Origin of the sequence: Marihabitans asiaticum (genome assembly GCF_007828725.1) — a bacterium.
Taxonomy (GTDB): Bacteria; Actinomycetota; Actinomycetes; order Actinomycetales; family Dermatophilaceae; genus Marihabitans; species Marihabitans asiaticum.
In genome coordinates this window covers 20,511-33,339 of record NZ_VIUW01000002.1, presented here as the reverse complement: position 1 = coordinate 33,339, position 12,829 = coordinate 20,511, and the positions used below count along the sequence as shown (strand labels likewise).

At 71.7% G+C, this 12,829-nt stretch carries 11 protein-coding genes; 3 read left to right on the top strand and 8 right to left on the bottom strand.

What is annotated here, in order from left to right; genetic code table 11:
• The first annotated feature begins 125 nt into the window (after window positions 1-125).
• On the top strand, window positions 126-1,298 hold the full coding sequence (locus FB557_RS04735; RefSeq protein WP_144856161.1) for an acyl-CoA dehydrogenase family protein: 1,173 nt from the start codon (window positions 126-128) through the stop codon (window positions 1,296-1,298).
• Window positions 1,299-1,330: 32 nt separating this feature from the next.
• On the opposite strand, the gene FB557_RS04730 is transcribed toward FB557_RS04735, so the two are convergent.
• The 5 genes from FB557_RS04730 to FB557_RS14505 all read right to left on the bottom strand — a co-directional run bounded on the left by FB557_RS04730 (window position 1,331) and on the right by FB557_RS14505 (window position 6,724).
• Entirely contained in the window at window positions 1,331-1,903 is a 573-nt protein-coding gene (locus tag FB557_RS04730; protein ID WP_144856159.1) for a rhodanese-like domain-containing protein, read from the bottom strand.
• Window positions 1,904-1,996: 93 nt separating this feature from the next.
• A complete protein-coding gene (locus tag FB557_RS04725; RefSeq protein WP_170236193.1) occupies window positions 1,997-2,797 on the bottom strand; it encodes a sulfite exporter TauE/SafE family protein in 801 nt (266 codons plus the stop codon).
• A gap of 4 nt (window positions 2,798-2,801) precedes the next feature.
• Complete coding sequence (locus FB557_RS04720) at window positions 2,802-4,181, bottom strand: MBL fold metallo-hydrolase (protein ID WP_144856157.1); 1,380 nt, start codon at window positions 4,179-4,181, stop codon at window positions 2,802-2,804.
• A 259-nt stretch (window positions 4,182-4,440) separates the two neighbouring features.
• On the bottom strand, window positions 4,441-5,298 hold the full coding sequence (locus tag FB557_RS04715; RefSeq protein ID WP_144856156.1) for a 3-hydroxybutyryl-CoA dehydrogenase: 858 nt from the start codon (window positions 5,296-5,298) through the stop codon (window positions 4,441-4,443).
• Window positions 5,299-5,356: 58 nt separating this feature from the next.
• Entirely contained in the window at window positions 5,357-6,724 is a 1,368-nt protein-coding gene (locus tag FB557_RS14505; RefSeq protein WP_246074453.1) for an LCP family protein, read from the bottom strand.
• Window positions 6,725-6,792: 68 nt separating this feature from the next.
• Between FB557_RS14505 and FB557_RS04705 the strand changes: the two genes are divergently transcribed.
• On the top strand, window positions 6,793-7,788 hold the full coding sequence (locus tag FB557_RS04705; RefSeq protein WP_281290043.1) for a glycosyltransferase family 2 protein: 996 nt from the start codon (window positions 6,793-6,795) through the stop codon (window positions 7,786-7,788).
• A gap of 44 nt (window positions 7,789-7,832) precedes the next feature.
• On the opposite strand, the gene FB557_RS04700 is transcribed toward FB557_RS04705, so the two are convergent.
• Both FB557_RS04700 and FB557_RS04695 read right to left on the bottom strand, forming a co-directional pair.
• On the bottom strand, window positions 7,833-8,495 hold the full coding sequence (locus FB557_RS04700; RefSeq protein ID WP_144856154.1) for a 3-oxoacid CoA-transferase subunit B: 663 nt from the start codon (window positions 8,493-8,495) through the stop codon (window positions 7,833-7,835).
• 1 nt (window position 8,496) lies between these two features.
• Window positions 8,497-9,309 carry a CoA transferase subunit A gene (locus FB557_RS04695; protein WP_144856152.1) on the bottom strand — a complete coding sequence of 271 codons (813 nt, stop codon included), beginning with the start codon at window positions 9,307-9,309 and terminating at the stop codon, window positions 8,497-8,499.
• A gap of 270 nt (window positions 9,310-9,579) precedes the next feature.
• Here FB557_RS04695 and FB557_RS14500 point away from each other — a divergent pair, with 270 nt between their 5' ends.
• Window positions 9,580-12,024, top strand: a complete 2,445-nt coding sequence (locus tag FB557_RS14500) for a peptidoglycan-binding domain-containing protein (RefSeq protein ID WP_144856150.1) — start codon at window positions 9,580-9,582, stop codon at window positions 12,022-12,024.
• 32 nt (window positions 12,025-12,056) lie between these two features.
• Here the strand turns inward: FB557_RS14500 and FB557_RS04685 are convergent, their stop codons facing one another.
• On the bottom strand, window positions 12,057-12,794 hold the full coding sequence (locus tag FB557_RS04685) for a TIGR03089 family protein (protein ID WP_170236192.1): 738 nt from the start codon (window positions 12,792-12,794) through the stop codon (window positions 12,057-12,059).
• Window positions 12,795-12,829 lie beyond the last annotated feature (35 nt).

Here is a 12,829-nt window from a genome sequence, read left to right as displayed (position 1 = left end):
GGACTCCTGGGGGCCTGAGGGCCGCTCGACGGGAGCGGGCCGTCCGGCCCGCAGGGAGCGGCTGAGGCGAAGGCCACACGCCCAGCCGGGTGGGGTGGCGACGGCCCGGACGTAGCATGCGAGTCGTGACCACCGAGGACCTTTTCCGCATCTCTGAGGACCACGAGGCGATCCGCGAGGCGGTGCGCGCCGTGGCGGAGGACAAGATCGTCCCCTTCGCCGCCGCCGTCGACGAGGAGAGCCGCTACCCGCAGGAGGCGCACGACGCGCTCGTCGCCGCCGACTTCCACGCGGCACACGTCGCGGAGGAGTACGACGGCGTGGGGGCCGACGCGCTCGCGGTGAGCATCATCATCGAGGAAGTCTCCCGCGCCTGCGCCAGCTCGGGTCTCATCCCGGCCGTGAACAAGCTCGGGTCGATGCCGGTGATCCTCGCCGGGAGCGAGGACCTCAAGGGCCGGTACCTCCCCGCTCTGGCCTCGGGTGCCAGCTTCTTCTCCTACGGGCTCTCCGAGCGCGAGGCCGGCTCGGACACCGCCGGCATGCGCTGCAAGGCGACCCGCGACGGCGAGGACTGGGTGCTCAAGGGGAGCAAGGCGTGGATCACCAACGCCGGCGTCTCTGACTTCTACACCGTGCTCGCCGTGACCGATCCCGACGGTGAGCGCGGACGCAACATCTCCGCCTTCGTCGTCGAGAAGTCCGACGAGGGCTTCACCTTCGGCGAGAAGGAGCGCAAGCTCGGCATCAAGGGCAGCCCGACCCGTGAGCTGCACTTCGACAACGTCCGCCTTCCTGGCGACCGGATGGTCGGCGCCGAGGGCGAGGGTCTGAAGATCGCCCTGCGCACCCTCGACCACACCCGGATCACGATCGGCGCCCAGGCGGTCGGGATCGCGCAGGGTGCCCTGGACCAGGCGGTGGCCTACGTCACGGAGCGTCAGCAGTTCGGCAAGGCCATCGCGCAGTTCCAGGGGATCCAGTTCATGCTCGCCGACATGGCCATGCAGCTCGAGGCGGCCCGGCAGATGGTGTACGTCGCCTCGGCGAAGTCGGAGCGGATGGACGAGGACCTGCCGTTCTTCGGCGCAGCCGCGAAGTGCTTCGCCTCGGATGTCGCGATGAAGATCACGACCGATGCCGTGCAGCTCCTCGGCGGTGCGGGATACACCCGCGACTTCCCGGTCGAGCGGATGATGCGAGACGCCAAGATCACCCAGATCTACGAGGGCACCAACGAGATCCAGCGGGTGGTCATGGCCCGTCAGCTGCTGGCCGGTCGAACCGGCGGGCGCTGACCCCCCTTCGCCTGCCAGCGCCCAGGCGCCGGTCAGCCGGCGAGCCGCTCCACGACGTCCTCGACCTCGGGGGCGCCGCGACGGTTGTAGGGCAGCCGGGACAGCAGGGCGCCCATGGCGCAGGTGTCGGTGAGTGCGGCGCCGGTCAGCCCGGTCCCGATGGCGCCGGCCACCCACTTGGCCCTCGGGGCGACCGTGCTCGCCAGCACCGAGGCGAGGACGATCCCTCCTGCGACGAGGCGGACCTGACGCTCGAGCTCCCACGCCGGGCGACCACGGGTGAGTGGCCCGCCTGCCATCTCCCAGGCGAGGATGCCGCCGTCGAGCACCCGGGCGCCGCTGTGGCTGCGCTCGAGGGTGTCCGAGGCCTGAGCAGCGCGGTTGCCGGAGCGGCAGACGAGGACGACGTCGTCGGCCAGCGCGTCGACGATCCGCTCAGGATGCGCCTGGAGCAGGTCGAGCGGGATGTGCACGGAGCCGGGGATGTGCGCGGTCTCGAACTCCGGCGCGGCACGCACGTCGACGATGACCGGCGCCTGCGCTCCGTCGAGGAGCTCGTGCAGGGCGGCTGCGTCGAGGGATCGGGGAGTGGTCGTGATGGTCATGGGTGAGGTTTCTCCTTCGTCAGGGGTCGGACGCCAGGTCCGGGTGGCTGCAGATGGGGCTGAGATGTCGAGGGGCAGGGGCGGCTCAGGGGGCTAGAGCAGGTCGGGGACGCTGGTCGCTGCGGTGACCAGGGCGACCACGAGCACGAGACCGGCGAAGGCCTGGTTCAGGCGCTGCGTGGGCAGGCGATCGGCGACCCGGCCGCCGGCGAGGGTGCCGAGCACCGTCATGCCGGTGAAGGTGAGCACCAGGGCCCAGTCCAGCTCGACTCCGGTGCCACCCGCCCGTGAGGCCAGTGCGGTCGCCGAGTTCACGGCGATGACGAGCAGCGAGGTGCCGACCGCGACCCGCATGTCGAACCCGAGGACGAGCACCAGGGCCGGCACGACGAGGAACCCACCGCCGACCCCGAAGAAGCCGGTCAGCAGCCCGATCACGCTCGCGAGGACGAGCAGCGCGCCGACCCTGGGCCAGGAGATCGTGAACGGCCGTCGCGTCACGATCGGACCCAGACCCCGGACCGGGCCGTCGCTCTCCGTGCGCCGCAGCATGAGCACGGCGACGACGGCCATGAGCGCCGCGAAGGCGGTCATGAGGACTGCGTCGTCGACAGCCGAAGAAAGGCGGGAGCCGACGAAGGAGCCGAGAGTGCCGAGTGCGCCGATCACCAGCGCCTGCGCCACCCGCACCCTCCCCGCCCGGGCGTGAGGGACCATGCCCACGAGGGAGGAGATGCCGACGACGAGGAGCGACGTGGTGGTCGCCGCGGTCGCGTCCTGGCCGAGCAGCAGGACCAGGGCCGGGACGGCGAGGATCGACCCGCCGCCGCCGAGCGCGCCGAGCGTGAGCCCGATAGCCAGCCCGACGGCTGCCGCGAGGAGCAGGGGCGCCACCGGGTCAGGCGGGCGAGGTGATCGACAGGCCGGCGGCCTTCGCCTCGTCGAAGGAGTCGTCGACGGCGACGACCGAGCGCCCCTGGGCGGCGAGGATCGAGGCGGCGATCGACGCCCGGTACCCGCCGGCGCAGTGCACCCAGACCTCTCCGGCGGGCACCTCATCGGCCCGGGCGACGATCTCGTGGAGCGGGACGTTCACCGCGCCCTCGATGTGTCCCCCTTCGTACTCGCCGCTCTGGCGCACGTCGAGCACGGTGACCGGGCGGTGGTGACGCACCTGGGCCAGGTCACCGAAGACGGCGCGCTCGAGCCGACCGAGCGGCTGGTCGGTCCAGTCGGCGGGGGAGCCGCTGGCTGCGGCCCGGACCTCGTCGAAGCCGATCAGGCTGAGCTCGCGCTGGCCCTCCTCGACCTGCTCCGGACTCTCGCCGAGCAGGGTGAGCGAGGAGCCCCAGGGCACGATCCAGCCGAGGTAGGTAGACATCTGCCCGTCCACGCCGAAGTTCACGCTGCCCTGGACGTGGCCGGCCGCGTAGGCGGTCCGGGTGCGCAGGTCGATCACCCACTCGCCGGCCTTGAGGGCAGCGGCGATGGTCTCTCGGTCCGCGAGCTTGGGCGGGGTGAGGTCGGCCGCGTCCGGTCCGGCGCTGTTCGACGGTCCCATGTGCGCGTAGTAGGCCGGGTAGGCGCCCAGTCCGTCGAGGACGGACTGCACCCAGGCGTCCTCCTCGTCGGTGAGCACGGGGTTGTGCTCCTGCTCCTTGCCGATGGTGGACTCGGTGGTGTCGCCGGTGGACCCGGCCGAGCAGAACGAGCCGAAGCCGTGGGTGGGAAGGACGTCGGCGGAGTCGGGGAGCTCGCGCGTGAGCCGGTGGGCGGAGGCGAACTGGTGGTGGGCCAGCTCCTCGGCGTGCTCAGCACCGAGCAGGTCAGGGCGTCCGGTTGCTCCGTAGAGCAGGGAGCCGCCGGTGAAGACGGCCACAGCGTCGATCTCGTCGCCGTCGACGCTCTCCAGCGCGTAGGAGAGGTGGGTGAAGGTGTGCCCGGGAGTGTGGATCGCCCGCACCCGCATGCCGGGGGAGACCTTGACCACCTCGCCGTCGCGGATCGGGGTGCGCTCGAAGGAGACCTCGTCGTCGGCGTTGACGTAGTAGCCGGCGCCGGTCTCCTTCGCCAGCGCAAGACCGCCGGTGACGTAGTCGTTGTGGATGTGGGTCTCGAAGACGTGCGTGATGCGCACCCCTTCGTCGCGGGCAAGGTGCAGGACGCGGTCGATGTCTCGCTGCGGGTCGACGACGACCGCGACCTCACCGTCATGGGCCAGGTACGAGCGGTCGCCGAGGCTGGCGGTCTCGATCGTGCGGATGACAGGGGCGTTCACGCCTTCTCCTTATACCTATGGGGGTATCTGTTGCTGAACACGATACCCCCCGAGGTATAGGTGTCAACCCGCTGGAGTGCGCCTCCACGCAACAGCCCACGCGCGGACCGTGGTCCGTGCGTGGGCTGTGCCGTTCGTCTGAGGTTCCCCGGGGATCTGCGAAGGGGTGGGGCCGTTCGTCTGAGGTTCCCCGGGGATCTGCGAAGGGGTGGGGCCGTTCGTCTGAGGTTCCCCGGGGATCTGCGAAGGAGGGGGCCGGTCAGGAGTAGTCGTAGAAGCCTTTGCCGCTCTTGCGGCCGAGGTGGCCCGCGGACACCATGCGGCGCAGCAGGGCCGGAGGGGCGTGCAGGGGCTCCTTGTACTCGGCGTACATCGACTCCGCCGCCGAGAGGCAGGTGTCCAGCCCGATGAGGTCGGCCAGGGCCAGCGGGCCCTGCGGGTGGGCGGCGCCGAGCACCATGCCCTTGTCGATGTCCTCGGCGGTCGCGAAGCCGCCCTCGTACATCCGCACGGCGCTGAGGATGAAGGGGATGAGCAGGCTGTTGACGACGAAGCCGGCGCGGTCCTGGCAGACGATCGCCTCCTTGCCGAGCGTCCCCTCGACGTACTCGCGTGCGCGCTCGAGCGTGGCGTCGGCGGTGGTGAGAGCCGGGACGAGCTCGACCAGCCGGAGCACCGGGACCGGGTTGAAGAAGTGCACCCCCATCACCTGCTGCGGCCGGCTCGTCGCCCCCGCGATGTTGACGATCGGGATCGAGCTGGTGTTCGACGCGAGGATCGCCTCGGGGTCGGTGACCACCTCGTCGAGGCGGGCGAAGAGGTCGACCTTGGCCTGCTCGTCCTCGACGATGGCCTCGATGACGAGCTGCCGGTCGGCGAGCGAAGCGATCTCGGTGACGACCTGGACCCGCTCCAGCACGGCGGCGGCGTCGTCGATCTTGCCGCGTTCCTGCGCGCGGGTCAGCGACTTCTCCAGGCGCGCGCGCCCGGCCTTCGCCCGCTCGTCGTCGGACTCGACGACGATGACGTCGCTGCCGGCCTTCGCGCACACCTCGGCGATGCCCGCGCCCATGAGGCCGCACCCGATGATCCCGATCCTGCTGATGGTCTCGCTCATGCAGCGCACGGTAGTCGGCGCGGTGCGGCCACCCCGCCACGGGGTGCCCGGCAGGCGGTCAGCTCGTGGGCTTCACCGACAGGGGGCGGTTCGTCCGCAGGTCCTCGAAGAGGGCCTGCGCCCGGGCCTGGTCCCACTCCACGGCCGTGCCCGCGGCCGTCGGCAGGTTGGCGTTGGCCACCGGCACGACGACCGAGTCGCCGTCCCCCTTCGCCACGGTCCTCATCGCCAGGAAGGCGCGCGCGGTCTCGAGCATCGAGTCGTCCTCCCCGACGGTCAGGGCTCCGGCGGAGTCCGATCCGATCGAGTGGATCCGCCACGGCTGAGCCACGGTGCTCGGCGTCGCGACCTGGCCCATGAGCGCGCCGAGGAACTGACGCTGGCGCTTGGCGCGACCGATGTCGCCCTCGGGGTCGGAGTATCGGGCTCGCACGTACCCCAGGGCGTTCTTGCCGTCCAGGGTCTGGCAGCCCTTCTTGAGATTGATGTGCGCCTTGGGGTCGTCCATGTCGCGCGGGACGCAGATGTCGACCCCGCCGACCGCGTCGACGACCTGGGCGAAGCCGCCGAAGCCGATCTCCATGTACCCGTCGACGCGCAGCCCGGTGCTCTGCTCGACGGTCTGGCCGAGCAGCTTCGCACCCCCGATCGAGTAGGCGGCGTTGATCTTGTTCATCCCGTGCCCGGGGATCTCCACGTAGGAGTCGCGGGGGATCGACATGAGCACCGGCCGGTCACCGCCGGTGTGCAGCAGGATGATCGAGTCGGTGCGCTGGCCGCCGAGGTCGTGGCCGGTGCCGAGTCGTTCGCGCTCCTCGCGGGTCATGTCCTCGCGGGCGTCGCTGCCGACGAGCAGGACGTTGCGCCCCTCGCTCTGCGCCCGCTCACCCTCTGGGGTGGCGTCGACCCGCTCGACCTTGCCCCAGGCCGAGCTGACCGCCCACATCGTCGCGCCGCCCCAGAGCAGCACGAGGCAGAGTAGGGCGATCCCGAGGGTGCGAAGGGGGTTGCGCCGCCGCCGCGGTGGTCGCGCGGCGGTGCGGGGAGGGCCGGACGAACGCGGCGGGCGGGCCCGGCCCGACGGGGCGGGCTCGGCGCGTCGCCGTGGCGCAGACGAGGCCGCCGGCATCGCCCGGGTCCGCGGCGCGCCGTCGCCGCGAGCTCCGGAGGAGGACGCTCCGGCCCGCTCGGGGCGGGCCGGTCGGCGCGGCTGCTCGGGCCGCGCGCGCGAGCCCGTGGGGATGGCGCGAGCGGTCTCGTCCGCCGACCGGCCAGGGGCGGGTCGGCGCGTCGATGAGGGCCTGCGTTGCCCGTCGGGACGCGGCCGGGCGCCACGGGGCCGCTCCTCGCCGCGCCCGCGACGCACGTCGAAGGTCAGGGCGTCGTCGTCGTCCCGGCGAGAGCTCCGTCGTCGGTCGTCTGGCATGGCGACACACTAAGGGCGTCGGCTGAGGGTCACCGGCAGCAAAACTCCAGACCCCCATACTTGTCTTCGTGAGGAGTGCGACGACCGACCTGCCCGACGTCAGCGTGGTGATGCCGGTCCTCGACGAGGAGGCCCACCTGCGTGACTCGGTCCGCCAGGTGCTCGACCAGGACTACGACGGTGCCCTCGAGGTGGTGCTCGCGCTCGGGCCGAGCGCCGATCGCACGCACGAGGTCGCCGCCGAGCTGACGCGCAGCGACCCCCGGGTCCGCACCGTCGACAATCCGAGCGGCCGCACCCCCGACGGCCTCAACGCGGCGATCGCCGCGACCCGCGGCGAGGTCGTGGCGCGGGTGGACGCCCACGCCGAGATCCCTCGCGACTACCTGAGCACCGCGGTGCGGGTGCTCCAGGAGACCGGAGCCGACAACGTCGGCGGGGTCATGGACGCCCAGGGGCGTACCCCCTTCGAGCGGGCCGTCGCCGTGGCGATGAAGAGCCCTCTCGGTGTCGGCGGGTCCCGGTTCCACGTCGGCGGGGCCGCCGGCGAGGTCGACACGGTCTACCTCGGCGTCTTCCGCCGTGCGGCCCTGGAGTCCGTCGGCGGCTACGACCCGCACTTCGCGCGCGCGCAGGACTGGGAGATGAACCACCGCCTCCGGGGGGCCGGCGGGCGGGTCTGGTTCACCCCGGAGCTCGTCGTCACCTACCGCCCGCGCAGCTCGGCGGCCCGGCTCTTCGACCAGTACCTCAACTACGGCCGGTGGCGCAGGGTCGTCGCCCGTCGCCACCCGGGGACCGCGAACGCCCGCTACCTCGCTGCCCCCGCGATGGTGGCCGCGTCGACCGCCGCGGCGGTGATCGGCGTGCGGTGGCGCCCGGCGCTGGTGGTCCCGCTCGGGTACCTCGGCGCGGTCGTCGCCGGCGGCTGGTATATCTCCGCGGGGGAACCGGCGCGAGTGCGCGCGCGGGTCCCGGTGGTGCTCGCGACGATGCACTGGTCATGGGGGATCGGCTTCCTCACCAGCCCGGCCAGCCTGGCCCGGGCGGGCGAGCGTCCCTGAGCGAAGCGAAGGGGGGTGAGCTCACCCCCCTTCGCCCGGTTGCCTCAGCCCAGCTCGAAGGTGACGGGCACCCCGGTCCGCTCGCGCACCTCGTCCTCGGTGACGCCGGGGGAGAGCTCACGCACGACCACCCCGGGAACCTCGGTGCTGCCGTCGTGACCGCCACGGATGTCGAGGACCGCGAGGTCGGTGATGATCCGCTGGACCACGCCCTTGCCGGTCAGCGGCAGGGTGCAGTCAGGGACGATCTTGTGCGAGCCGTCCTTGGCGACGTGCTCCATGAGGACGATCACCTTGCGCGCCCCGTGGACGAGGTCCATCGCCCCGCCCATGCCCTTGACCATCTTGCCGGGGATCATCCAGTTCGCGATGTCGCCGTTGGCTGCGACCTGCATCGCGCCGAGGATCGCGGCGTCGACCTTGTTGCCGCGGATCATCGCGAACGACGTGGCGGAGTCGAAGATGCTCGCCCCCCTGCGCAGGGTGACCGTCTCCTTGCCAGCGTTGATGAGGTCGGGGTCGACCGCGTCCTCGCTCGGGTACGGGCCCACCCCGAGGATCCCGTTCTCGGACTGCAGCACGATCTCGACGTCGTCGGGCACGTAGTTGGGCACGAGCGTCGGCAGGCCGATCCCGAGGTTGACGTAGTCGCCGTCCTGCAGCTCGTCGGCGGCGCGGGCCGCCATCTCCTCACGGGTGAGCGCCATCTCAGGCCTCCTTGGTCTCGGTCGGGGTGACGGTGCGCTTCTCGACGCGCTTGTCCGCGGCCTGCTCGTCGGTGAGCTCCACGACCCGGGTGACGTAGATGCCGGGCAGGTGGATCTCGTCGGGGTCGAGCTCGCCGGGCTCGACGAGCTCCTCGACCTCGGCGATCGTCACCCGACCGGCCATCGCGCACAACGGGTTGAAGTTGCGCGAGGTGGTGCGGAAGACGAGGTTGCCGTGCCGGTCCCCCTTCCACGCCCGGACCAGGGCGAAGTCGGTGCTGATCGCCTCCTCGAGGACGAACTCGTGCTCGGCGCTCACCGCATCGCCGTCGGGGCCGACCTCGGTGACCTCGAAGGTCCGGGTCTCCTTGGGCGGTGAGGCCAGGGCGACCTCGCCGTTGGCGTCGTAGCGCCAGGGAAGCCCGCCGTCGGCGATCTGGGTGCCGACGCCGGTCCGGGTGTAGAAGGCGGCGATGCCGGAGCCGCCCGCGCGGAGCTTCTCGGCCAGGGTGCCCTGGGGGGTGAGCTCCACCTCGAGCTCGCCGGAGAGGTACTGGCGGGCGAACTCCTTGTTCTCACCGACGTACGAGGACTGCATCCGCGCGATCTGCCCGCCCCCGAGGAGCTGGCCGAGGCCCCAGTCGTCGACCCCGCAGTTGTTGCTCACGCAGCGCAGCCCGCTCACCCCCGACTGCTTCAGCTCGGCGATGAGCACGCTCGGGATGCCGCAGAGCCCGAACCCGCCCACGGCCAGGGATGCGCCGTCACCGATGTCGGCGACGGCCTCGGCTGCGGTGGAGACGACCTTGTCCATGCGCGCAGCGTAACGGCGAGCGTGAGCCGGGACACATCGAGTGAGGAGCCGAGCCCCTGGTCCGCCCCCGCTGGACGCTCCGCAGCTTCCTGGATGCGCGCTGGAAGGAACAACAGGGACGTAATTAGTCCGCTGGGTCTGGCGTGCCTCATGTGACGTGTGGAAACTGTGAGGACGGTGATCCTGCAGTGACGAAAGTGACTGCAGGCGTCGCCGCGCGCCGGCTGCCCCCGGGCCGTCGCATCTACGTGCCACCTATAAGGAGACGGTGTGTCTCGATCCGTTCGGGTCTTCTCTGCCCTGCTCGCCCCCGCCGTGACCGTGCCCGTGCTGGCCCAGGCCGGCTCCGCCGTCGACGTCCCGGCCCCGCCGAGCAACCCCGGCCTGCCCGGCGCGCTCGACATCGCGTCGTCGTACCACCCGCAGACCGTCTGCGACCCCGCCGCCAAGCCCGGGGTGACGGCCTTCGCGAGGCTCATGTCACGCCACTACGCGGAGCCGAACTACGGCATCAGCCGGAACTGCAACTCGGGCCTCACCGAGCACTCCGAGGGCCGCGCGCTGGACTGGATGCTCGACATCAACAATGCGCAGGAGCGCGCGGTCGCGAACTCCGTGGTGGCCTGGCTCGTCGCCCCCGACAGCCAGGGTCGCCCGGGCGCGATGGCGCGCCGCTTCGGCATCATGTACATCATCTGGAACCGCCAGATCTGGGGCGCGTACAGCATGGACAAGGGGTGGCGGGCGTACAGCGGAGCGAGCCCGCACACCGACCACATCCACTTCAGCTTCAGCTGGGACGGTGCCCTGCAGAAGACGTCCTGGTGGACCGGGAAGGCGTTGACCTCGGAGACCACGTCGCCTGGGTCGGGCGCGGGGCCGATCACCGTCCCCACGAGCTACACGACGCTGCAGCAGGGCGACCACGGCACCGACGTCATGCTCGTCCAGCGGGCCGTCGGGGTGTCCGCTGACGGGGTCTTCGGTCCGGCGACGGCGGCGGCGGTGCGGGCCTGGCAGTCCCGCCACGGACTTCCCGCAAGTGGGACGGTGACCGCGGCGATGTGGGACAAGCTCATCGCGCAGGGCAAGGCGCCCTCACGAGACACCTCCACGACGACTCCGGACGCTCCGAGCGGCGTGCTCGCGGACTACTTCTCGCAGACCCTGCGCCTCGGCTCGACCGGAGCGGCGGTCGAGGCGCTGCAAAAGGCGCTGGGGATCACGGTCGACGGGGTCTTCGGCGAGCAGACCGCGGCGGCGGTCTCGGCCTTCCAGAAGAGCAAGAAGCTCGGCATCGACGGTGTCGTCGGACCGAACACCTGGCGCGCCCTCGACGGCTCCGTCGTGGCCGACAAGGACAAGGACACGGCCGACAAGGACAAGGACAAGGACGACAAGGGCAAGGACTCCGACTCGGGGTCGGGTGCTGATCTGGGGCGGTGGTCCTCGACGGTGCTGGCGCAGGGTGCGCGCAGCGAGGCGGTCCGGGCGGTGCAGAAGGCGCTGGGGATCGAGGTCGACGGGGTCTTCGGGTCGGGGACGGCTGCTGCGGTGCGGGCCTTCCAGGAGGAGAAGAAGCTGTGGGTCGACGGTGTCGTCGGGCCGAGCACGTGGAAGGCGCTGTCCGGGTCCGCTGGCTCCAGCGGGAGCGGTTCGAGCGACAAGGACAAGGACGACAAGGGCAAGGACTCCGACTCGGGGTCGGGTGCTGATCTGGGGCGGTGGTCCTCGACGGTGCTGGCGCAGGGTGCGCGCAGCGAGGCGGTCCGGGCGGTGCAGAAGGCGCTGGGGATCGAGGTCGACGGGGTCTTCGGGTCGGGGACGGCTGCTGCGGTGCGGGCCTTCCAGGAGGAGAAGAAGCTGTGGGTCGACGGTGTCGTCGGGCCGAGCACGTGGAAGGCGCTGTCCGGGTCCGCTGGCTCCAGCGGGAGCGGTTCGAGCGACAAGGACAAGTACGAGAAGGACAAGGACGCCGGCTCGGGGTCTGGTGCTGATCTGGGGCGGTGGTCCTCGACGGTGCTGGCGCAGGGTGCGCGCAGCGAGGCGGTCCGGGCGGTGCAGAAGGCGCTGGGGATCGAGGTCGACGGGGTCTTCGGGTCCAAGACGGCTGCTGCGGTGCGGGCCTTCCAGGAGGAGAAGAAGCTGTGGGTCGACGGTGTCGTCGGGCCGAGCACATGGAAGGCGCTGTCCGGGTCCGCTGGCTCGAGCACGGCTGCCAGTCGATCGGCCGGCCGCACGGGGGCGCCGGGCGTGTCCACGGTGTCCAGCACGACCGATCTCTCGCGGTGGAAGTCCACGGTCCTGGCGAAGGGTTCTCGCGGAGCCTCGGTGAAGGCGCTGCAGCGCGCGCTCGGCGGGCTGGCCGTCGACGGGGTCTACGGTTCCGCGACCGAGCAGGCGGTCAAGCGGTTCCAGCAGATGCACGACCTCAAGGTGACCGGCGTCGCCGACGAGCGCACCTGGGACGAGCTCGAGAGCGCCGCTCACCCGCTGCTTGCCTACCGGAGCACGGTGCTGCGCGAGGGCTCGACCGGACCGGCCGTGCGGATGCTGCAGCGGTCGCTGGGCATCACCGCCGACGGGGTCTTCGGTCCCGCGACGCAGAGCGCGGTCCGCGCCCTCCAGCAGCGTCACCACCTGTCCCGCAACGGCGTGGTCGGGTCGTTGACCTGGCAGGCCCTCGAGCGCGACCAGGTCAAGCGCGCGGGCTGACGCCCGGTACCGCGGCGAAGGGGGACCGGACGCTAGAGCCTGGCGTCCACCCCTTCGCTGCGGGCGCGGCCGGACCGGACCTGCGGGTCGGTCTCACCGAGGTGGACGACGACCGAGCCGGACACCGACCAGGTCGCGACGACGGCGGTGAGCAGATCGTGGGTCGAGGCGGGGGCGAGGTCGAGCCGCGCCCCCCGGTGCAACCCTGGCCACTGCTGGGAGCTGACCGTCACCAGGTCGAGGTAGCGGGCCGCCAGGCGCGGTGAGACCAGGGCCTCGTGGTCGTCATCGGGGGTCTCCCACGGGTCGAGGTGGTCGCCGTATCCCGACAGCTCCGCAGCCTCATCGACCACACCCGGGGCAAGGGCGATGTCGGCCGTACGAGCCAGCGATGCGCGGGTGAGGTAGACCACGGCGGCGCCGGCGTCCGCCGGTGGCTGGTCGTCGGTGACGATGAGGTCGACGTCGTCGGCATCGGCGGAGCCGTCGACGAGGAGGGTGGCCCCGATGCGCCACACGCCGAGCGCCCAGTAGACCGAGCGCCAGTGGGGGGCGGCCCGCAGCGCGACCCGGCTGCCGGGGCCGATGTCCCACTCCTCCTGCAGGGCGTTGCCGACCTTCGCGACCCACTTGTCCAGCACGGCGGCCGACAGCTCGACCCGCTCGCCGGCCGTCGGTCCGGGCAGGTCGTCGTAGCAGGTGATCCTCGGGCGGCCCGGGTCGGCCGAGAGGAGCGAAGGGAGGAGCTCGGCGGGAGTGGTCGTCGTCACGGGTCCACGGTGCCACGGACGGTCCGACGGCCCGG